Raw genomic sequence first — 24,121 nt, 5'->3', positions numbered from 1 at the left:
CCCGCCGACCGCGTGACGTCACCGCGGCCGGCGGGGCCCGGCGTGCCCTGCGCGCACGCCCGCCCACACTTCTGGAGGTACCCCCATGTCCCGTCGCGACGGCGACGTCCTTCCCCTGACCGCGGCACAGCGCGAGATCTGGCTCGCCGAACAGCACGCGCGGACGGCACTCGACGCCTACCGCATCGGCGATTACCTGGAGATCCACGGACCGGTCGACGCGGAGCTCGTCGGGACCGCGTTGCGCCGGGCCGTCGACGAGATCGACGCGCTGCACGTGAGCTTCGACCACGACGGGCAGGACCCGCGTCAGATCGTCCGTGCGGGATGGGACTGGACACCGGCCCGGCTCGACCTCGGCTCGGAGCCCGAACCCAGGGCGGCGGCCCTGGCATGGATGGCCCGGGACCGGGTGCGCCCGCTGGACCTCACCCGTGACCCGCTCTTCAGCTTCGCGCTGATCAGCCTCTCGCCGACGCACCACATCCTGTACCAGAACTACCACCACCTGGTGATGGACGGATTCGGCCTCTCCCTCGTCCGGCGGCGGATCACGCGGGTGTACACCGCGCTGGCCGCAGGCGGACCGGTCCCGCCGTCGTCGTTCCGTTCCCTGGACGTCCTGCTCCGCAGCGACGCCGACTACCGCACCTCGGAGCAGTTCGCCTCCGATCGGTCGTACTGGACGGAGCGGTTCGCCGACCGGCCGGAACCGACCCATCTCGCCGGTCGGGCTCCGCGCAGCGGGAGCGGCCCCCGTTCCGTGGTGGAACCGGCGGTGCTCCGCGTGGACGCGCTGCGGTCGGCGGCACAGGAGACCGAAGTCCACTGGTCGCGGGCGCTGATCGCGGCGGCAGCGCTCTACACCCACCGGCTCACCGGGGACCGGGACGTGCTGATCGGCCTTCCCGTCACCGGGCGCGAGGGAGCCGAACGCGCCCTGATGACCTCCGCCGGCGCGGTGGCGAACGTGGTGCCCCTGCGTCTGTCGGTGCGGCCGGACACGCGGTGGCACGAGCTGGTCGCCGAGGTGGCACGGGAGTCCGACGCGGCCCTCGCGCACCAGCGCTACCGCAGCGAGGACGTGTTCCGGGACCTCGGCGCTCCCGGTGCCGGCGGGGCGACGTTCCCGCTCGTCGTCAACATCATGGCCTTCGACTCCGCGCTGAGCTTCGCCGGGCACCCCGCCACGCTGCACTACCTGCTCCCGGAGCCGATCACCGGGCTGTCCCTCTGGATCACCGGTCGGCGGGGAGACAACGAACTCCGGGTCGAACTCAAGGGTGCGCCCCAGACCTGGAGCACCGACGAACTCGCCGTCCATCAACGGCGCCTGCTCGCGCTGCTGGACACCGTCGCGGACTGCGCCCCGCAGGAGCCGGTCGGCCGGCTCGGCCTGGTCGCCGCGGACGAGGAGCGGGACCTCCTGGAGCTGGGCGCCGGCTCGGCGGCCGAGGGCTCCGCCGGCAGCCTGCCGGAAGTGTTCCGGGCACAGGTGCGGGCGACGCCGGACGCTGTCGCGGTGGTGGGGCCGGACGCGTCCCTGACGTACGCGGAGTTGGACGCGCGGGCGAACCGGCTGGCGCACGCCCTGATCGCCCGCGGGGCGGGGCCGGAGCGGCCGGTGGCGGTGGCCCTGCCGCGTTCGGCCGAGCTGGTGGTCGCGGTCCTCGCGGTGCTCAAGGCGGGGGCGGCGTACGTCCCGGTCGATCCGGAGTACCCCGCCGCCCGGATCGGGTACCTGCTCGACGACGCCCGACCGGTCCTGGTGGTGACCGACTCCCGCACCCGGGACCGGCTGCCGGAGCCCGGTGCCGCCGAGCGGCTGGTGGTCGACGACCCGGAGACGGCCGCGCTGGTCGCGGGTTGCCCGGCAGCGGATCCGCAGGTGGCCGTCGATCCGGAGCACCCGGCCTACGTCATCTACACCTCCGGTTCCACCGGGCGGCCCAAGGGCGTGGTGCCGACGTACGGCGGGCTGCTCCACCTGTTCGCCGGCCAGCAGCAGACACTGTTCCCGCCACTGCTGAAGGACCGGCAACGGCTGCGGGTGGCGCTGACCACGTCGGTGTCGTTCGACGCCTCCTGGAACCAACTGCTGGCCCTGTTCGCGGGCCACGAACTGCACGTCCTGGACCACGCGACCTGGACCGACCCGGACGCCTTCGTCGACTACGCCCGGCGCCGTCGCCTCGACTTCATCGAGGCCACCCCGTCCTACCTCCAAGTCCTCGTCGCACGGGGACTGCTGGACGATCCGCGGTGGCGTCCGGCGGTGGTCGCAGCCGGTGGGGAGGCCGTTCCGGAGCGGTTGTGGGAGCAGCTCCGTGAGGCCGACGGGGTGTCCTGCCTGAACTTCTACGGGCCGTCCGAGTGCACCGTGAACTCGGTCGTCGCGCCGCTGGAGTCGAGCCGGCGCCCGGTGATCGGCCGGCCGGTCCCGGGCGCCCGGCTGTACGTGCTGGACGGCGCGTTGCGACCGATGCCCACGGGCGGCACGGGCGAGCTGTACATCGCCGGCGCGGGCCTGGCACGGGGCTACCTGAACCGGCCGGCTCTGACCGCCGGGCGGTTCGTGGCCGACCCGTTCGGCCCGGCCGGCTCCCGCATGTACCGCACCGGTGACCTGGTGCGATGGGGTACGGACGGGAACCTGGAGTTCCTCGGCCGTACCGACGACCAGGTCAAGATCCGGGGATTCCGGATCGAACTCGGCGAGATCGAGGCCGTGCTCGTCGAGCACCCGCAGGTCGCGCAGGCCGCCGTTGTGGTGCGTACCGAAGAGGACGCCCGGCTGGTCGCCTACGTCGTGCCGGCATCCGGTGCCGGGGTGACCGTGGCCGAGCTGCGCGAGCACCTGCGCGAGCGGCTGCCGGAGTACATGGTGCCGGCCGCGTTCGTGACGCTGGACGCGCTGCCGCTGACACCGAACCGGAAGCTCGACCGTCGGGCCCTCCCGGCACCCGAGCAGATCGCCGCCACCCCGGGCCGCGCCCCGCGCACCGCGACCGAGCACCTGCTCGCCGGGCTGTTCGCCGAGGTGCTCGGGGTGGCCGAGGCCGGGCCGGACGACAGCTTCTTCGACCTCGGCGGACATTCGCTGCTGGCCACCCGGCTCGTCGCCCGGGCACGGTCGGTGCTCGGCGTGGAGCTGAGGCTGAGCGACCTGTTCGACGCGCCGACGGTGGCGGAACTGGCGGCGGCGGTGGACGTCGCGGGCCGGGCGCGGCCGGCCCTGGGGCGGCGCGAGCGGCCGGAGACGGTCCCGCTGTCCTTCGCGCAACGGCGACTGTGGTTCCTGCACAGCATGGAGGGCCCGAGCGCCACGTACAACATCCCGCTGACGCTGCGGCTGTCCGGAAACCTGGACCAGCGGGCCCTGGAGGCCGCCCTGGCGGACGTGGTCGAGCGGCACGAGAGCCTGCGCACCACCTTCCCGACGGTCGACGGCGTGCCGTGCCAGCGGGTGCTGGACCTCGACGCGGCACGGCCGCGGCTGCGGGTGACCGAGGCCGGTGAGCGCGACCTGCCGGACCGGCTGGCGCAGGCGGCCCGGTACGGCTTCGACCTCTCCGCGGAGCCGCCGCTGCACACGGAACTGTTCCAGCTGGGACCGGAGGAGCACGTACTGCTGCTCGTGGTGCACCACATCGCCGGTGACGGCTGGTCGATGGGGCCGCTCTCGCAGGATCTGACGACCGCCTACGCGGCCCGATCCGACGGGGCGAAGCCGGAGTGGTCGCCGCTGCCGGTCCAGTACGCCGACTACGCCCTCTGGCAGCGGGAGCTGCTCGGCGACGGCTCGGACCGGGACAGCCTGCTGAACGGCCAGCTCGCTTACTGGCAAGAACAGTTGGCGGGTCTGCCCGAGCAGGTGGAACTGCCCTTCGACCGGCCCAGGCCGGCCGCGATGTCCTATCGGGGCGCCCACCTGCCGGTGCGGATCGACGCCGAGTTGCACCAGGGCCTGCGCGCGCTCGCCCGGGACGGCGGGGCCAGCCTCTTCATGGTGCTCCAGGCCGGACTGGCCGCCCTGCTGGGCAAGCTCGGTGCGGGCACCGACGTCCCGATCGGCACGCCGATCGCCGGGCGCACCGACGAGGCCGTGGACGACCTGGTCGGCTTCTTCGTCAACACCCTGGTGCTGCGCACCGACCTGTCGGGCGACCCGTCGTTCACCGAACTGCTCGGCCGGGTGCGCGGCGACGCGCTGGCCGCGTACGCGCACCAGGACGTGCCGTTCGAGCACCTGGTGGAGGCGCTGAACCCGGCCCGGACACTGGCGCACCACCCGCTGTTCCAGACCATGCTGGCCCTGCAGAACGCGCCGCTCGGCGCGTTCGAGCTGCCGGGGCTGCGGGTGGCGACCGACCTGGTCCACACCGGGACGGCCAAGTGCGACCTGACCTTCATGGTCACCGAACAGCCCGGTGCGGACGGGCTGTCGGGCGTGGTGGAGTACAGCACCGACCTCTTCGACGCGGCCACTGTCGCGGGGATCGTCGAGCGATGGCTCCGGCTGCTGCGGGCCGTGGTCGCCGACCCCGGCCGGCGGATCGGCCGGGTGGACGTCCTGTCCGCGGAGGAGCTCCGCGCGCTGCTGCCGGTCGGTGAAGGCCGGGCCGGCGAGCTGCCGGAGACCGGTATCACCGCGCTCTTCGAGCGGCAGGTACGGGCGAACCCGGCCGCGACCGCGGTGGTGAGCGGCGAAGTGTCGCTGACGTACGCCGAGTTGAACACCCGCGCCAACCGGCTCGCGCACGCCCTGATCGACCGGGGCGTGGGGCCGGAGCGGCTCGTCGCGCTGGCGCTGCCGCGCTCGGCCGAGCTGGTGGTCGCGATCCTCGCGGTGCTCAAGGCCGGCGCCGCGTACGTGCCGGTGGACCCGGAGTACCCCGCGGCCCGGATCGCCTACCTGCTCCAGGACGCCCGGCCCGCGCTGCTCGTGACGACCAGCCGGACCGGCGACCTGCCGGGAGCGGACGGCGTGGACCGGCTGCCGCTGGACACCGCCGACCTGGACGGACAGCCGGACACCGACCCGGAGGTCGCGGTCGATCCCGGCCACCCGGCCTACGTCATCCACACCTCCGGCTCCACCGGCAACCCCAAGGGCGTCGTGGTCCCGCACCGGAACGTGGTGCGGCTGTTCGACACCACCCGGGAACTGTTCGGCTTCTCCGCCGAGGACGTCTGGACGCTCTTCCACTCCTACGCCTTCGACTTCTCGGTGTGGGAGCTGTGGGGCGCGCTGCTGCACGGCGGCCGACTGGTGGTCGTGGACCACGAGACCAGCCGCTCGCCCGGCCGGTTCCTGGAGCTGCTCGCCCGCGAACGGGTGACCGTGCTCAACCAGACGCCGTCCGCCTTCCACCAGCTGATCCAGGCGGACGGCGAGGCGCCCGGGACCGGCCGTGAACTCGCCCTGCGCACGGTGGTGTTCGGTGGCGAGGCGCTGGAGGCCGCCCGCCTCGCGAGCTGGTACGAGCGGCACCCGGACGACGCGCCGCGGCTGGTCAACATGTACGGCATCACCGAGACCACGGTGCACGTCACCCACGCGGCACTCGACCGGTCCGGTACCCCGGTCGGCCAGATCGGCACGGCGATCCCGGACCTGCGGACGTATGTGCTCGACGACGGCCTGCGGCCGGTGCCGCCGGGCGTCGCGGGCGAGTTGTACGTCGCGGGGCCGGGTCTTGCGCGCGGCTACCTGAACCGGCCGGGTCTGACGGCCGGGCGGTTCGTGGCCGACCCGTTCGGGCCGGCCGGCTCCCGGATGTACCGCAGCGGCGACGTGGTGCGCCGCGCGGCGGACGGCAGCCTGCGCTACGTCGGCCGGGCCGACCAGCAGGTCAAGATCCGCGGCTTCCGGATCGAGCTCGGCGAGATCGAGGCGGCGCTCGCCGCGCACCCCGGCGTCGCCCAGGCCGCCGTGCTGGCCCGGCAGGACCGGGTGGACGACACCCGGCTGGTCGCCTACCTGGTGCCCGCCACCGGCACCGCACCGCGCGCGGCCGACCTGCGCGCGCACCTGGCCGGGCGGCTGCCGGAGCACATGCTGCCGTCGGCCTTCGTGGTGCTGGACGCGCTGCCGCTGACCGCCAACGGCAAGCTGGACCGCCGGGCCCTGCCCGCTCCCGACCTCGCCCCCGCGGGCACCGGCCGCGCGCCGCGCACCCCGCAGGAGCACGTTCTGTGCGAGCTGTTCGCCGAGGTCCTCGGCGCGGCGCCGGTGGGTGTCGAGGACGGCTTCTTCGACCTGGGCGGGCACTCCCTGCTGGCCACCCGGCTGGCCGCCCGGATCCGTGCCACGCTCGGCGTGGAGATGCCGCTGCGCACGCTGTTCGAGGCGCCGACCCCGGCCGCCCTGGCCGCCGCCCTGGTGGCCGCCGGTCCTGCGCAGGCGGCGCTGGCGCCGGTCCGGCGGCCCGAGCAGCTCCCGCTGTCGTTCGCGCAGCGGCGGCTGTGGTTCCTGCACCAGCTGGAGGGCGACAGCGGGAACTACAACATCCCCCTGGCCTGGCGGCTGTCCGGCCGGCTCGACCCGGAGGCGCTGCACGAGGCCCTGGCGGACGTGGTGGCCCGGCACGAGGCCCTGCGGACGGTCTTCCCGGTGGTGGACGGCGTGCCGTACCAGCGGGTGCTGGACGTGGCGGCGGCCCGCCCGGGGCTGGCCGCGCGCCGGACCACGGAGGCCGAGCTGCCCGGCGCGCTGGCCGCGGTGCAGGCCCACCGGTTCGACCTGGAGGCCGAACTCCCGCTGCACGCGGAGCTGTTCGAGCTGGCGCCGGACGAGCACGTGCTGCTGCTGGTGCTCCACCACATCGCGGGTGACGGTTGGTCGCTGGGCCCGCTGGCCGCCGACCTCACCGAGGCCTACGCGGCCCGCTGCCGCGGTGAGCAGCCGCGACAGGAACCGCTCGCCGTCCAGTACGCCGACTACTCCCTGTGGCAGCAGGAGCTGCTCGGCGAGGCCACCGACAGCGACAGCCCGTTCGCCCGCCAGGCGGCCTACTGGACACGGCAGTTGGCCGATCTGCCGGAACAGATCCAGCTGCCCATCGACCGACCCCGCCCGGTGGTCGCCTCGCAACGGGGCGGCCACGTGCGGGCCGAGCTGGACGCGGAGCTGCACCGCGGGCTGCGTGAGCTCGCCCGTACCGGCGGCAGCAGTCTGTTCATGGTGCTCCAGGCCGGGCTCGCGGGGCTGTTGAGCAGGCTCGGCGCGGGCGACGACATCCCGGTCGGCAGCCTCACCGCCGGCCGCAACGACCAGGCGTTGGACGAACTGGTCGGCTACTTCGTCAACACCCTCGTGCTCCGGACGGACACCTCGGGCGACCCGACCTTCGCCGAGCTGCTCGCCAGGGTCCGGGACACCGCGCTGGCCGGCTACGCCAACCAGGACCTGCCGTTCGAGTACCTGGTCGAGGCGCTCAACCCGTCCCGGTCGCTCTCCCACCACCCGCTGTTCCAGGTCATGCTGGTGCTGCAGAACAACGTCCGGGCCGAGTTCGCCCCGCTCGGGCTACGGGTCGAGGAGGTGGAGCCGGCCACCACCACCTCGAAGTTCGACCTGGGGTTCGCGCTGGCCGAACGGCACACCGAGGACGGCTCCCCGGCCGGGATCGACGTGTCCGTCCAGTTCGCGAGCGACCTGTACGATCCGGCCACCGTCGAGACGATGGTGGCCCGGCTGGTCCGACTGCTGACCGCGGCCGTCGCCGACCCGCAGCGGCGGCTCGGCCGCATCGACCTGCTGTCCGCCGAGGAGCGCCGCGAGTTGCTGCCCGCTCCGGACGACGCGGCACGCCCGGTCCCGGTGGGGAACCTGCCCGCGCTGTTCCGGGCCCGGGTCGAGGAGCGGCCCGAGGCGGTGGCCGTGGTGGGCGAGGGCTTCACGCTGACGTACGGCGAGCTCGACGCCCGGGCCAACCGGCTGGCACACGCCCTGATCGCACGAGGGGTGGGGCCGGAGCAGCTGGTGGCGCTGGCCCTCCACCGCTCGGTCGAGCTGGTGGTCGCCGTCCTGGCGGTGCACAAGGCCGGGGCCGCCTACCTGCCGATCGACCCGGGCTACCCGGCCGCCCGGATCGCGTACCTGCTCGACGACGCCCGGCCGGCACTGCTGGTCACCACCACCGACTTGGACCCGCTCCTGCCCGGGGCGGGCGGCCCCGACCGGCTGCTGCTCGACGCGGACCCCGCGCCGGCCGGGCTGCCGGACACCGACCCGGGAGTCCGCCTCGCGCCCGGGAACGCGGCGTACGTGATCTACACCTCGGGCTCGACCGGTCGCCCCAAGGGCGTGGTGGTGAGCCACGCGGGCCTGCCGGGCATGGTCGCCGAGCAGGCCGAGCGGCTCGGCATCGACGCCGACAGCCGGGTGCTCCAGTTCTCCTCGCCGAGCTTCGACGTCTCCCTGTGGGACCTGTGCGGCGCCCTGCTCACCGGCGCCGCCCTGGTGCCGGCACCCGCGACCGAGCCGGTCGCCGCGCTGACCGACCCGAGCCTCGCGCTCACCCACGCGACGGTGCCGCCGTCGGTGCTGGCGGCGCTCTCGCCGGACGACGTGGCCGTGCCGGTGCTGGCGGTGGCGGGCGAGGCGTGCCCGCCGGAGCTGGTGACGCGGTGGGCGCCGGGCCGGCGGATGATCAACGCCTACGGTCCGACCGAGACGACGGTCATCGCGACGATGAGCGAGCCGCTGTCGCCGGGCTCGGGCGTGCCGCCGATCGGCCGTCCCGTCGCCGGTTTCCGGGCGTACGTGCTGGACGAGCACCTCGGCCTGGTGCCGCCGGGGGTGGTGGGGGAGCTGTACGTCGCGGGGCCGGGTCTTGCGCGCGGGTACCTGAACCGGCCGGGTCTGACGGCCGGCCGGTTCACGGCCTGCCCGTTCGGTCCGGCGGGCGCGCGGATGTACCGTACCGGCGACCTGGTGCGGCGCCGTGCCGACGGCCAGCTGGAGTACCTCGGCCGGGCCGACGACCAGGTGAAGGTGCGCGGCTTCCGGATCGAGCTCGGCGAGATCGAGACGGCCCTGGCCGAGCACCAGCAGGTCGGTCAGGTCGCGGTGATCGCGCGGAAGGACCGGGCGGCGGACACCCGCCTGGTCGCCTACCTGGTGCCCGCCGTCGGTGCGGAGCTCCGTTCGGAGGAACTGCGCGCCCACCTGCGCGAGCGGCTGCCGGACTACATGGTGCCCGCCGCGTTCGTCCCCCTCGATGCCCTGCCGCTGAACGCCAACGGCAAGCTCGACCGGCGCGCCCTGCCCGAGCCCGAGTTCATCGGGGAGCGGTTCGGCCGGGCGCCGCGCACCCCCCAGGAGCAGGTGCTGGCCGGGCTGTTCGCCGAACTGCTGGGCCTGCCGGAGGTCGGCCTCGACGACGACTTCTTCGACCTGGGCGGGCACTCCCTGCTCGCCACCCGCCTGGTGGCCCGGGTCCGCGCGACCCTGGGCGTGGAGCTGACCCTGCACGCCCTGTTCCGGACCCCGACGGTGGCCGGGCTGGCCGCCGGGCTGGGCGGCGCAGGCCGGGCCAGGCCCGCCCTGGAGCGGGCGGCGCGGCCCGACCTGGTACCGCTGTCGTCCGCCCAACGGCGGCTGTGGTTCCTGCACCAGCTGGAGAGCGCCGGGTCGAGCTACCACATGCCGCTGGCGTGGCGGCTCTCCGGCCCGCTGGACCGGGTGGCCCTGGAGGCGGCCCTCGGCGACGTCGTCGACCGCCACGAGACCCTGCGCACGGTCTTCCGCGTGGTGGACGGCGTCCCGTACCAGCAGGTACTGGCCGCCGGGACGGTGCGGCCGGAACTGCCGGTCACCCCGGCCGACGAGACGAGCCTGACGGAGCTGCTGGCCCGCGCCGCCGTGCGCGGCTTCGACCTCGCGGCCGAACCGCCGTTGCGCGCCGAGCTGTTCGAACTCTCCGCCGACGAGCACGTGCTGCTGCTGGTGGTGCACCACATCGCCGGTGACGGCTGGTCGCTGGGCCCGCTGGCCGCCGACCTGGCCACCGCGTACGCGGCGCGCCACCGGCACGAGGAACCGCGGTGGGCACCGCTGCCGGTGCAGTACGCCGACTACACCCGGTGGCACGGGCGGCTGCTCGGGGACCGCGACGATCCCACCAGCCTGTTCGCCCGGGAGTCGGCCTACTGGACGGAGCGGCTGGCCGGCCTGCCGGAGCAGATCCGGCTGCCCGCCGACCGGCCCCGCCCGGCGACCGCCTCCTACCGTGGTGGGCACCTGGCGATCGACCTGGACGCGGAACTGCACGGCGCACTGGTGCGCCTGGGCCGGGAGCGCGGTGCCAGCGTCTACATGGTGCTGCAGGCCGCGCTGGCGGCGGTGCTGGACAAGCTCGGCGCGGGCGACGACATCCCGGTCGGCAGCCTGATCGCTGGCCGGACGGACCAGGCGCTGGACGACCTCGTCGGCTTCTTCGTCAACACCCTGGTGCTGCGGACCGACACCTCGGGCGACCCGTCGTTCGCCGAGCTGCTGGCCCGGGTCCGGGAGGGCGCGCTGGCCGCGTACGCGCACCAGGACCTGCCGTTCGAGCACGTCGTCGAGGCCCTCAACCCGTCCCGGTCGCTCGCCCGCCAGCCGCTGTTCCAGGTGCTGCTCGCGCTGCAGAACGTGCCCCGCACCGAGTTCGAGCTGAGCGGTCTGGACGCCGAGATCCTCCTGGTCCGGACGCCCACGGCGATGTTCGACCTCGGCTTCCACCTGCTGGAGCGCGGCGGCACCGGCGGGCCGGCCGAGGGCATCGTCGGGCGGGTCGAGTACAGCACCGACCTGTTCGACCACACCACGGTGGAGGCGCTGGTCGCCCGGTGGCTGCGCCTGCTGGCGGCGGTGGTCGCCGAGCCGGACCGGCCGCTGAGCCGGATCGACGTCCTCACCGCCGAGGAGCGGCACGAGCTGCTGGTGGCGCGCAACGACACCGCCCGCCCGGTTCCCGCCGACGGCCTGCCGGCCCTGTTCGAGGCACAGGTCCGGGCGACCCCGCAGGCCCCGGCAGTGGTGTTCGAGGACACCGTGCTGACGTACCGCGAGTTGAACCGCCGGGCCAACCGCCTGGCGCACGCGCTGATCGCCCGGGGGGTGGGGCCGGAGCAGGTCGTCGCCCTGCGGCTGCCGCGCTCGGCCGAGCTGGTGGTCGCCGTCCTCGCGGTGCTCAAGACGGGCGCGGCGTACCTGCCGATCGACCCGGACTACCCGGCCGCCCGCATCGCGTACATGCTGGAGGACGCGCGGCCGGCCGTCGTCCTCGACGACCTCGCGGCCGTCACCCCGGCCGAGGAGCAGCCGGAGTACGATCCGGCCGTCTCCGTGGACGCGCGGCACCCGGCCTACGTCATCTACACCTCCGGCTCCACCGGCCGGCCCAAGGCCGTGGTGATGCCCGCCGCCGGTCTGCTGAACCTGCTGGCGTGGCACCACCGGGCCGTCGGCGGCGAACCCGGCACGCGCACCGCGCAGTTCACCGCGATCGGCTTCGACGTCTCGGTGCAGGAGCTGCTCTCCGCGCTGCTGTACGGCAAGACCCTGGTCGTGCCGACCGAGGAGCAGCGCCGCAGCGCCGAGCTGTTCGCGCACTGGCTCGACCGGCACCGGGTCGCCGAGCTGTTCGCCCCCAACCTGGTGGTCGAGGCGCTGGCCGAGGCCGCCGAGGAGGCCGGGCTGGAGCTGCCGAGTCTGCGGCTGGTCGCGCAGGCCGGCGAGGCGATGCGGCTCGGCGGCGCGGTGCGCCGCTTCCAGACCCGTCGCCCGGGCCGGACGCTGCACAACCACTACGGGCCTGCCGAGACCCATGTGATCACCGCCTACCCGCTGCCGGCCGACCCCGCCGACTGCCCGCTGCCGGTGCCGATCGGTCGGCCGATCGCCAACTGCGGGGCGTACGTGCTGGATCAGGCGCTGCGGCCGGTCGCCCCCGGGGTGACGGGCGAGCTGTACCTGGCCGGGGCGGGGCTGGCCCGCGGCTACCTGAACCGACCGGCGCTGACAGCGAGCAGGTTCGTGGCCGACCCGTACGGTCCGGCGGGCACGCTGATGTACCGCACCGGGGACCTGGTCCGCTGGCGCGCCGACGGCGAGCTGGAGTTCGCGGGCCGGGTGGACCACCAGGTGAAGGTGCGTGGTTTCCGGGTCGAGCTCGGCGAGATCGAGGCGGAGCTGGCCGCGCACCCGGGCGTGGCCCAGGTCGCGGTGCTCGCCCGTGAGGACAAGCCGGGCGAGACCCGGATCGTCGCGTACGTGGTTCCCTCGGCCGAGGGGCCGGCCACCACGGAGACACTGGCGGCGTACCTGCGCGAGCGGGTGCCGGACTACCTGGTGCCGTCGGCGTTCGTGCTCCTGGACGTACTGCCGCTGACGCCGAACGGGAAGCTGGACCGCGCGGCGCTGCCCGCTCCCGACCTCGGCCCGGCCGGAGCCGGGCGGGCGCCGCGCACCCCGCAGGAGCAGATCCTCTGCGAGCTGTTCGCCGAGGTCCTGGGCCTGCCGCGGGTCGGTGTCGACGACGACTTCTTCGACCTCGGCGGGCACTCCCTGCTCGCCACCCGGCTGATGTCGCGGGTCCGGGCGACCCTCGGCGTCGAGCTGGAGCTGCGCAGCCTGTTCCGGACGCCGACGCCCGCCGGGCTCGCGGCCGGGCTGCACGGCGCGGGCACCGCGCGGCAGGCCCTGGTTCCCCGGCCGCGCCGCGAGCCGATGCCGCTGTCGTTCGCCCAGCGCCGGCTCTGGTTCCTCCAGCAGTTCGGCGCACCGAGCGCCACCTACCACATGCCGCTGGCCCTGCGGCTGTCCGGCCGCCTCGACCGGGCCGCCCTGAGCGCCGCGCTCGGGGACGTGGTGGCCCGGCACGAGACCCTGCGCACGGTCTTCCCGGACACCGACGGAGTCCCGCACCAGCGGGTGCTGGAGGCGGCCGAGGCCGTCGTCCCGCTGACGGTGCGCGCGGCGGGCGGGTCGGAGGTGCCGGCCCTGCTGCGCGAGGCTGCGGTGCGCGGCTTCGACCTGACCTCGGAGGTGCCGCTGCGGGCCGAGCTGTTCGCGGTCGCGCCGGACGAGCACGTGCTGCTGCTGGTGGTGCACCACATCGCCGGCGACGGCTGGTCCATGGGCCCGCTGGCTCACGACCTCGCCACCGCCTACGCCACCCGGCAGGGTGGCGGGACACCCGAATGGCCGGCGCTGCCGGTGACGTACAGCGACTACACCCTGTGGCAGCACGAGATCCTCGGCGACGAGCACGACGCCGACAGCGTGTTCGCACGCCAGGTCGGCTACTGGACCGAGGCGTTGGCCGGGCTGCCCGACCAGCTGCAGCTGCCCGTCGACCGGCCGCGTCCGGCCGCCATGTCGTACGGCGGCGACCTGCTGGACATCCGGATCGACGCCGAACTGCACGCGGCGCTGGTGGAGTTGGCGCGGCGCTCGGGTGCGACGCTGTTCATGGTGCTGCAGGCGGCGCTCGCCGCGCTGTACACGCGGTTGGGTGCGGGGACGGACGTTCCGATCGGGAGTCCGATCGCGGGGCGTACGGACGAGGCGCTGGACGAGCTGGTCGGGTTCTTCGTCAACACGCTGGTGCTGCGCACGGACACGAGCGGTGATCCGTCGTTCGTCGAGTTGCTGGGGCGGGTGCGGGAGACGGCGCTGGAGGCGTTCGCGCACCAGGACGTGCCGTTCGAGCACCTGGTGGAGGTGTTGAACCCGTCCCGGTCGCTGTCGTACCACCCGCTGTTCCAGACCGGGCTGGTCGTGCAGAACGCGCCGGGCGGCGACTTCGAACTCCCCGGCCTCCGGGTCTCCGGGGTGGCAGTGCCCACCGGGACTTCGCGGCTCGACCTGACCTTCGGCCTCGCGGAGGAGTACGGGCCCGACGGCGCGCCGGCCGGGCTCGGCGGCGCGGTCGAGTACAGCACCGACCTGTTCGACCGCGCGACGGTCGAGACGTTGGTCGCCCGCTGGACCAGGCTGCTGGCCGCGGTCGCAGTCGCTCCGGACCAGCGGATCGGCGGGATCGACCTGCTGTCCGCCGAGGAGAGCGGTGAGCTGCTCCCCGCCGTGGTGGAAGGGGAGGCCACGGCGAGCCTGCCGGCGCTGTTCGCGGTGCAGGTGGCGGCGACGCCGGATGCGGTCGCGCTGGTCTGCGGCGGCGCGGAGTTGACGTATCGGGAGCTGAATGCCCGGGCGAACCGGTTCGCGCATTCCCTGATCGCCCGGGGTGTGGGTGCGGAGCAGTTGGTGGCGGTGGCGTTGCCGCGGTCGGTGGAGTCGGTGGTGGCCGTCCTGGGGGCGTTGAAGGCCGGGGCGGCGTACCTTCCGGTGGATCCGGCGTACCCGCAGGCGCGGATCGCGTTGATGCTGGAGGACGCGCGGCCGGTGGTGGTGGTCGACGATCCGGTGCTGGTGTCCGAAGTCGCCGAATGGCCGGAGAGCGATCCGGTGGTCGCGCTCGATGTCCGGCACCCGGCGTACGTGATCTACACCTCGGGCTCGACCGGCCGCCCCAAGGGCGTGGCGGTGAGCCATACCGGTGTGTCGGGCCTGGTGGCGGCGCAGGTCGAGCGGCTCGGCGTGTCGCCCGGCAGCCGGGTGCTCCAGTTCGCCTCGCCCAGCTTCGACGCGTCCTTCTGGGACCTGTGCAGCGCCCTGCTGACCGGTGCCGCCCTCGTCCTGGCCCCGGCCGAGGCCCCGCTGGAGGCCCTGACGGACCGCCGCCTGACCGTCACCCATGTGACGCTGCCGCCCTCGGCCCTGGCCGCGCTGGACGGCGCCGAGCTCACGGCCACCACCCTGGTGGTGGCGGGTGAGGCCTGCCCGCCGGAGCTGGTGGAGCGCTGGGCGCCCGGCCGGCGGATGGTCAACGCGTACGGTCCGACGGAGACGACGGTGTGCGCGACCATGAGCGAGCCGCTGTCGCCGTCGGCCGGTGTGCCGCCGATCGGCCGATCGGTCGCGGGCTTCCGGACGTACGTGCTGGACGAGCGGCTGCGGCCGGTGCCGCCGGGCGTGCCGGGGGAGCTGTACGTCGCGGGGCCGGGTCTGGCGCGCGGCTACCTGAACCGGCCGGGTCTGACGGCGGGACGTTTCGTCGCCTGCCCGTTCGGCAACGACGGCGAGCGCATGTACCGCACCGGCGACCTGGTGCGCTGGCGCACCGACGGCCAGCTGGAGTACGTCGGCCGCGCCGACCAACAGGTGAAGGTGCGCGGCTTCCGGGTCGAGCCCGGCGAGGTCGAGGCGGCTCTGGCCGAGCACCCCGCCGTCGCCCGGGCCGCCGTCCTCGCTCAGGACGAGAGGCTCATCGGCTACGTGGCCGTGCGTCCCGAGGCGGCGGTTCGCCCTGCCGAGCTGGCGGCGCACCTGCGCGAGCGCCTGCCGGACTACCTGGTGCCGGCCGTCTTCGTGGTGCTGGACGCGCTGCCGGTGACGCCGAACGGGAAGCTGGACCGGGCGGCGCTGCCCGCGCCCGAGTCGGTGACCACGGAGGCGGGCCGGGCGCCGCGCACCCCGCAGGAGCAGATCCTGTGCGGGCTGTTCGCGGAGGTGCTCGGGCTGGCGAAGGTCGGTGTCGACGACGACTTCTTCGACCTCGGCGGGCACTCCCTGCTCGCCACCCGGCTGGCCGCGCGGGTGCGCTCGGTGCTCGGTGTGGAACTGGGGCTGCGCGCGCTCTTCCAGGCGCCCACCGTGGCGGGCCTGAGTGTGGCGCTGAGCGAGGCGGGCCACGCCCGCCCGGCGTTGACCGCGCACGAGCGGCCCGAGGCTGTGCCGCTCTCCTTCGCCCAGCGCCGGCTCTGGTTCCTGCACCGCATGGACGGTGCCACCGCGACCTACCACATTCCGCTGGCGCTCCGACTGACCGGGACGCTCGACCGGGCGGCACTGGACGAGGCGCTGGCCGACGTGGTGGCCCGGCACGAGAGCCTGCGGACGGTCTTCCCGGAGGTCGACGGCGTACCGTGCCAGCTCGTCCTGCACCCCGGCGCGGCCCGGCCCCGGGCGCGGCTGACCGAGGTGCCGGCGGCCGAGCTGACGGAGCGGCTGACCGAGTTCGCCCGGCAGCCCTTCGACCTGGCGGCGGAACCCCCGCTGCGGGCCGAGCTGTTCGCGGTCGCGCCGGACGAGCACGTGCTGCTGCTGGTGATGCACCACATCGCCGGTGACGGCTGGTCCACCGGGCCGCTGGCCCGCGACCTGGCCGAGGCGTACGCCGCCCGGTGCGAGGGTCGCTCGCCGGGTTGGTCGCTCCTGCCGGTGCAGTACACCGACTACACACTGTGGCAGCGCGACCTGCTCGGTGACGCATCCGACCCGGAAAGCCGGTTCGCCGAACAGCTCGACTACTGGAAGCGCCAGTTGGCCGGCCTTCCGGAGCTGCTCCCGCTGCCCACCGACCGGCCGCGGCCGGCCGTCGCGGGCTGGCGCGGGGACCAGGTCGGCTTGCAACTGAGCCCCGAACTGCACGCAGCCCTGACAGAGTTGGCGCGGCGTACCGGCACCAGTCTGTTCATGGTGCTGCAGGCGGCGCTCGCCGCGCTGTACACGCGGTTGGGTGCGGGGACGGACGTTCCGATCGGGAGTCCGATCGCGGGGCGTACGGACGAGGCGCTGGACGAGCTGGTCGGGTTCTTCGTCAACACGCTGGTGCTGCGCACGGACACGAGCGGTGATCCGTCGTTCGTCGAGTTGCTGGGGCGGGTGCGGGAGACGGCGCTGGAGGCGTTCGCGCATCAGGACGTGCCGTTCGAGCACCTGGTGGAGGTGTTGAACCCGTCCCGGTCGCTGTCGCACCACCCGCTGTTCCAGACCATCCTGGCCGTGCAGAACGCGCCGATGGGCCGGTTCGCGCTGCCCGGCCTGGACGTGGCCACCTTCGCGGTGGCCACCGGCACCGCCAAGTTCGACCTCGGCGTGAGCCTCGCCGAGCAGTTCGGTCCGGACGGCAGTCCGGCCGGGATCGTCGGCGTGGTGGAGTACGCCACCGACCTGTTCGACCGGTCGACGGTCGCCGCCCTCGCCCGGCGCTGGACGCTCCTGCTGGAGACGGTCACCGCCGATCCGGAGCAGCCGATCGGACGGATGGACCTCCTCGACGCGGACGAGCGGCACCGGCTGCTGGAGCGGGGCAACGCGACAGCCCGCGAGGTGGACGCCGTCCCCGTGCCGCAGGCCTTCGCGGTGCAGGTGGCGGCGACGCCGGATGCGGTCGCGCTGGTCTGCGGCGGTCTGGAGTTGACGTATCGGCAGTTGAATGCCCGGGCGAACCGGTTCGCGCATTCCCTGATCGCCCGGGGTGTGGGTGCGGAGCAGTTGGTGGCGGTGGCGTTGCCGCGGTCGGTGGAGTCGGTGGTGGCCGTCCTGGGGGCGTTGAAGGCCGGGGCGGCGTACCTTCCGGTGGATCCGGCGTACCCGCAGGCGCGGATCGCGTTGATGTTGGAGGACGCGCGGCCGGTGGTGGTGGTCGACGATCCGGTGTTGGTGTCCGAAGTCGCCGAATGGCCGGAGAGCGATCCGGTGGTCGCGCTGGACGTCCGGCACCCGGCGTACGTGATCTACACCTCGGGCTCGACCGGCCGCCCCAAGGGCGTCGTGGTCGGCCACGGCGGCGTGGCCAGTCTGGTGGCCGCCCAGATCGAGCGGTTCGCGATCGAACCCGGCAGTCGGGTGCTCCAGTTCGCCTCGCCCAGCTTCGACGCCTCCGTGTCGGAGATCTTCACCGCCCTGCTGCGCGGCGCGGTCCTGGTGCTGCCCGCAGCCGAGCCGGTGGCCGCGCTGACCGACCCGGGCCTGGCGGTCACCCACGTGACCGTGCCGCCGTCCATCCTGGCCGCCCTGCCGGAGCACTCGCTGACCGTCTCCACGCTGGTGGTGGCTGGTGAGGCCTGCCCGCCGGAGCTGGTGGAGCGCTGGGCGCCCGGCCGGCGGATGATCAACGCGTACGGTCCGACGGAGACGACGGTGTGCGCGACCATGAGCGACCCGCTGTCCCCGGCGACGGGTGTGCCGCCGATCGGCCGTCCGATCGCCAACGCCCGGGTGTACGTGCTGGACGAGCGGCTGCGGCCGGTGCCGCCGGGCGTGCCGGGGGAGCTGTACGTGGCCGGCGCCGGGCTGGCGCGCGGGTACCTGGACCGGCCCGGTCTGACGGCCGGACGATTCGTCGCCTGTCCGTTCGGCAACGACGGCGAGCGCATGTACCGCACCGGCGACGTGGTGCGCTGGCGCGCCGACGGCCAGCTGGAGTACGTCGGCCGCGCCGACCAACAGGTGAAGGTGCGCGGCTTCCGGGTCGAGCCCGGCGAGGTCGAGGTGGCTCTGGCCGAGCACCCCGCCGTCGCCCGGGCCGCCGTCCTCGCCCAGGACGACCGGCTCATCGGCTACGTCGTCCCGCATCCGGAGGCGTCCCGGGACAGCGGTCTCGAAGCCGACCACGTGGGCGAGTGGCAGGACATCTACGACGCCCTGCCCATCACCCCCGAGGAAGCCGCCTTCGGCCAGAACTTCGTGGGCTGGAACAGCAGTTACGACGCGAGCCCGATCCCGGTCGAGCAGATGAGGGAATGGCGGGACGCGACCGTCTCCCGCATCCTGGCCCTGCGCCCCCGCCGGGTGCTGGAGGTCGGCGTCGGCACCGGTCTGCTGCTCTCGCAGATCGCGCCGCACTGCGAGACCTACTGGGCGACGGACTTCTCCGCGACCGCGATCGAGGCGCTGGCCGCCCAGGTGGTCCGACAGGAGGACCTGGCCGAGCGCGTCGTGCTGCAGACCCGCCCGGCGCACGACACCGACGGACTGCCCGCCGGGACTTTCGACACCATCGTGATCAACTCGGTGGTGCAGTACTTCCCGTCCGCCGACTACCTGGCGGACGTGATCGGGAAGCTGATGCGGCTGCTCGCCCCCGGCGGCGCGCTCTTCATCGGCGACGTCCGCAACCTGCGGCTGCTGCGCCCGCTGGCCACGGCCGTCCAACTGCACCGGACCGGCGCCGGCGCCGACCTCGCGACGGTGCGCCGCGCCGTGGAGCAGGCCCTCCGGGTCGAGAAGGAACTCCTGGTCGACCCGGACTTCTTCACCGCCCTGCGGGAGCACGGTGCGGACATCGGTGCGGACATCGGTGCGGTGGCCGTGGAGGTCAAGCGCGGCCGCCACCACAACGAACTGAGCCGTTACCGCTACGACGTGACGCTGCACAAGTCGCCGGTCGCCCCGGCCGCCACGAGCGAGCCGGTCGAGCTGGAGTGGGGGCGGCAGGTCGCCGGCCTGGCCGAGCTGCGCGAGCTGCTCGCCCGGCCGCTCGCGGGCGCGCTGCGGGTCACCGGGGTGCCCAACCGCCGGGTGGCGCGGGAGTCCGCCCTGGCCCGTGCGGTGCAGGACGGGGACGCCTCGCTCGCCGAGCTGCTGGAACGGCTGCACGCCCCGGAGGAGGGCGGCCTGCCCGACCCGGACGACTTCCACGAGCTCGGGCGGGAACGCGACCGCCGGGTGGGAGTCACCTGGTCGGCCACCCAGGCCGACGCCGTGGACGTCGTCTTCGCGGATCCGCGGGCGCACCACGGCTCCCCGGTCGAGCCGTACCGGCCGGCCAGGGCCACCGGCGGGACGCTGTCCTCGCTGACCAACCGCCCGACCGGAAGCCGGGGCACCGGCGCCCTCATCGGGGACCTCCGCGACTGGCTGCGCGGGCGACTGCCCGACTACCTGATCCCCTCGGCGTTCGTGGTGCTGGAGACGCTTCCGCTGACGGCCGGCGGCAAGCTCGACCGCCGCGCGCTGCCCGCTCCCGACCTCGGCTCCGCCGGAGCCGGGCGGGCGCCGCGCACCCCGCAGGAGCAGCTCCTCGCCGAACTGTTCGCCGAGGTGCTCGGGCTGGCCCAGGTCGGTGTCGAGGACAGCTTCTTCGACCTGGGCGGGCACTCGCTGCTGGCGACCCGCCTGGCCTCCCGGGTGCGGGCGACGCTCGGCGCGGAGCTGGAGGTCCGCACGCTGTTCGAGACCCCGACCGTGGCCGGGCTGGCGGCCCGTCTCGACGGCTCCGGAACGGCGCGGCCCGCGCTGACCGCCCACCCGCGCCCCGAGCTGGTACAGCTGTCCTTCGCCCAGCGCCGCCTGTGGTTCCTGCACCGGATGGACGGGCCGAGCGCCACCTACAACATGCCGCTCGCGCTGAGCCTGACCGGCGGACTCGACCGGTCGGCCCTGCACACCGCGCTGGCGGACGTGATCGCCCGGCACGAGAGCCTGCGGACCGTCTTCCGGGAGACGGACGGCGTGCCGTACCAGGTCGTGCTGAGCACTTCGGAGGCGCACCCGGAGCTGCCGGTGGTCGAGCTCGACGAGAGCCGGCTGGCCGAACGGCTGGCGGCCGTGGCCCGGCGCGGCTTCGACCTCGCCGCGGAGCCGCCGGTCCGGGCGGAGCTGTACGCGCTCGCCCCCGACCGGCACGTGCTGCTGGTCGTGGTGCACCACATCGCCGCCGACGGCTGGTCGATGGGCCCGCTCTCCGGCGACCTCGCGGCGGCCTACGCGGCGCGCTGCCGGGGCGAGGAGCCGCAGTGGTCCCCGCTGCCGGTGCAGTACGCCGACTACACCCGCTGGCAACGCGATCTGCTCGGCGACGCCGCCGATCCGGACAGCCTGTTCGCCCGGCAACTGGCCTACTGGAAGGACGAGCTGGCGGGGCTTCCGCAGCAGGTACAGCTGCCCGCCGACCGGCCCCGGCCGCCGGTGGCCTCCCAGCTGGGCGGCCGGGTCGTGGTCCGGCTGGACGCCGAACTGCACCAGGCTCTGCGGGACCTGGCCGCCGAGCGGGGCGCCAGCCTGTTCATGGTGCTCCAGGCCGGTCTCGCCGCGCTGCTCACCCGGCTCGGCGCCGGTACGGACATCCCGATCGGCAGCCCGATCGCCGGCCGCACCGACCAGGCGCTGGACGAGCTCGTCGGCTTCTTCGTCAACACCCTGGTGCTGCGCACCGACACGACCGGCGACCCCGGCTTCGCCGAACTGCTCGGCCGGGTGCGGCACAAGGCGCTCACCGCGTACGACCACCAGGATGTGCCGTTCGAGTACCTGGTCGAGGTGGTCAACCCGGTGCGCTCGCTGGCCCACCACCCGCTGTTCCAGATCATGCTGGCTCTGCAGAACGCGCCGCTGGGCGAGTTCGCGCTGCCGGGGCTGGAGACCGGCCACCTGGAGGCGCCGACCGGGACATCCCGGGTCGACCTGACCTTCAGCCTGGCCGAGCAGTTCCGCCCGGACGGTCCCCCTGGGCCTAGCGGCCCGGGAGGTGCCCCCAGCCTCGACGGCCTGGTCGGCGCGGTGGAGTACGCCACCGACCTGTTCGACGCGCCCACCGTGGAGCTGCTGTTCGACCGCTGGGCGCGGCTGCTGCGCACGGCGGCCGCCGACCCCGACCGGCCGATCAGCCGGATCGACATCATGTCCGGCGAGGAACGCCACCGGCTGCTGTCCGAGTTCACGGGCGCCACCGCCGAGCTGCCCGAGGCCGCGGTGCCGGAACTGTTCGCCCGCCAGGTCCGGGCCACCCCGGACGCCGTGGCGGTCGTGGCCGGCGGCACCGAGCTGACCTACCGGGAACTCGACCTGCGGACCAACCGCCTCGCGCGGGCGCTGACCCGCCGGGGCGTCCGGCCGGAGACGCCGGTCGCGGTCATGCTGGAGCGCTCGGCGGAGCTGGTCGTGGCGATCCTCGCGATCGTCAAGGCGGGCGGCGCCTACGTGCCGCTCGACTCGCGCTTCCCGTCGTCCCGCATCGAGCTGATCCTGCGGGAGACCGGGGCCGCGCTGGCGCTCACCGAGGACGTGCTGACCGAGCTGGTCCAGGCCGAGCCCGACTCGTCCGAACTCGAAGTCCCCTGCGACCCCCGGCAGCTGGCGTACATCATGTACACCTCCGGATCCACCGGGCGGCCGAAGGGCGTGGCCGTCACCCACCGCGACGTGGTGGGCCTCGCACTCACCCCCGAATGGCGCGGCGGCGGACACGAGCGGGTGCTGATGCACTCCCCGACCGCCTTCGACCTCTCGACGTACGAGCTGTGGGTGCCGCTGCTCAGCGGCGGCCGGGTCGTGGTCGCCCCACCGGAGCGGCTCGACCTCGACCTGCTGGAGCGGACGGTCGCCGAGCACCGGGTCACCGGCCTGTGGCTGACGGCAGGCCTGTTCCGGCTGGTCGCCGAGGAGCGGCCGGGCCTGCTCGCCGGGGTCCGCGAGGTCTGGACCGGCGGTGACGTGGTCTCCCCGGCCGCCGTCGCCCGCGTGCGCGCGGCCTGCCCCGGCCTCGAGGTGGTCAACGGCTACGGGCCGACCGAGGCCACGACCCTGGCCACCTGCCACCCGGTGCGCACCCTCTCCGAGGACGCCGCGACCGTGCCGATCGGCGCTCCGATGGCCAACATGCGGGCCTACGTGCTCGACGACCACCTGCGGCCGGTGCCGACGGGCATGGTCGGCGAGCTGTACCTCGCGGGAGTGGGCGTGGCCCGCGGCTACCTGGGCCGCCCGGGTCTGACCGCCGAGCGGTTCACTGCCGACCCGTACGGTCCGGCCGGGAGCCGGATGTACCGCACCGGCGACCTGGCGTGGTGGCAGGCATGGGGGCACCCCCGGCCGGTGGGGGCACCTCCCGGCCGCCAGGCCGGGGGCGCTGGGGGAGGCACGCTGGAGTTCGCCGGACGGGCTGACCACCAGGTCAAGCTGCGCGGTCTGAGGATCGAGCCCGGTGAGATCGAGGCCGTGCTCGCGAGCTGCCCGGGCGTCGCCCAGGCAGCCGTGGTGGCCCGCGAGGACCAGCCCGGCGACAAGCGGCTCGTCGCCTACCTGGTGGCCGCCCCCGAGGGGGTGCCCGAGCCGGGCGAGCTGTCCGACCGGCTGCGCCGCGAACTGCCCGAGTACATGGTGCCGTCGGCGTTCGTCACCGTGGACGCGCTGCCGCTGACCGCCAACGGCAAGCTGGACCGGGTCGCCCTGCCCGCCCCCGAGTACGGTGCGCCGGGCACCGGGCGCGGCCCCCGGACGCCGCAGGAGCAGCTGCTGTGCGACCTGTTCGCCGAGGTCCTCGGCCGGGAGCAGGTCCGCATCGACGACAGCTTCTTCGGCCTGGGCGGGCATTCGCTGCTGGCCGCCCGCCTGGCGTCCCGCGTTCGCGAGACCCTCGGCGTCGAGCTGGGCCTGCGCACGCTGTTCGAAGCGCCGACCGTGGCCGGGCTCACCGAACGCCTGGTCATGAACGATCCGGACGACGCGCTGGACGTGGTGCTGCCGCTGCGCACCACCGGGAACGGGACACCGCTGTTCTGCATCCACCCCGGCGGCGGCATCAGCTGGTCGTACAGCGGGCTCCTGAACCACGTCGGTCCCCAGCACCCGGTCTACGCGATCCAGGCGCGCGGCCTCGGCCGGCCCGAACCGCTGCCGACGTCCTTCGAGGAGATGGCGGCCGACTACGCCGAGCAGATCCGCAAGATCCAGCCGGAGGGCCCGTACCTGCTGCTCGGCTGGTCCGCCGGCGGGCTGATCGCCCACGCGCTCGCCTGCGAGCTCCAGTCGCGCGGCGAGCGCACCGCACTGCTGGCGATCCTCGACGCCTACCCGGTGAAGGACGTGCAGTTCGAGGAGGTGCCCGTGCCCACCGAGCGGGACGTGCTGGTCGGTGTGCTCGACGTCGACCCGGACGAGCTGGGCGACCGGGCGCTGACCTACGGCGAGGTCGCCGAGATCCTGAACCGGCGGGGCAGCGCGCTGGCCGGGCTGACGGAGCGGCAGATCGAGGTCATCGTCCAGATCATGATCAACAACGCGAAGCTGGCGGTCGACTTCGTTCCCGGAGAGTTCGACGGAGACCTGCTGCTCTTCAACTCCACGATCGACCGGACCGAGGACAACGCCGGGCCCGGGATCTGGCGCCCCTACATCGCCGGCCGGATCGAATCGCACGAGATCGCCACCCGGCACAACCGGATGACCCAAGCCGGTTCGCTGGCCCAGATCGGACCGATCCTGGCCGCCAAGCTCGCCGAAGCCACCGGTGACACCGGTGACATCTGTGACACCCCCATCCACAACCAGGAGGACTGATTC

General features: G+C 74.2%; 1 protein-coding gene. It reads left to right on the top strand.

What is annotated here, in order from left to right; all coding sequences use genetic code 11:
- The first annotated feature begins 85 nt into the window (after positions 1-85).
- Positions 86-24,118 (top strand): non-ribosomal peptide synthase/polyketide synthase, encoded by a 24,033-nt coding sequence (locus ACIOJE_RS21785; RefSeq protein WP_400777989.1) that lies wholly within the window; start codon positions 86-88, stop codon positions 24,116-24,118.
- The last annotated feature ends 3 nt before the right edge of the window (positions 24,119-24,121 follow it).

The organism is Kitasatospora sp. NPDC087861 (assembly GCF_044742585.1).
In the GTDB taxonomy this organism is placed as follows: domain Bacteria; phylum Actinomycetota; class Actinomycetes; order Streptomycetales; family Streptomycetaceae; genus Kitasatospora.
The sequence above is the reverse complement of the archived record's forward strand: the minus strand, read 5'-3'. Positions and strand labels throughout refer to the sequence as shown.

Excerpts from the sequence above, each read along its gene's own strand:
- ACIOJE_RS21785 (WP_400777989.1), top strand. The coding sequence starts at position 86 with ATGTCCCGTCGCGACGGCGACGTCCTTCCCCTGACCGCGGCACAGCGC.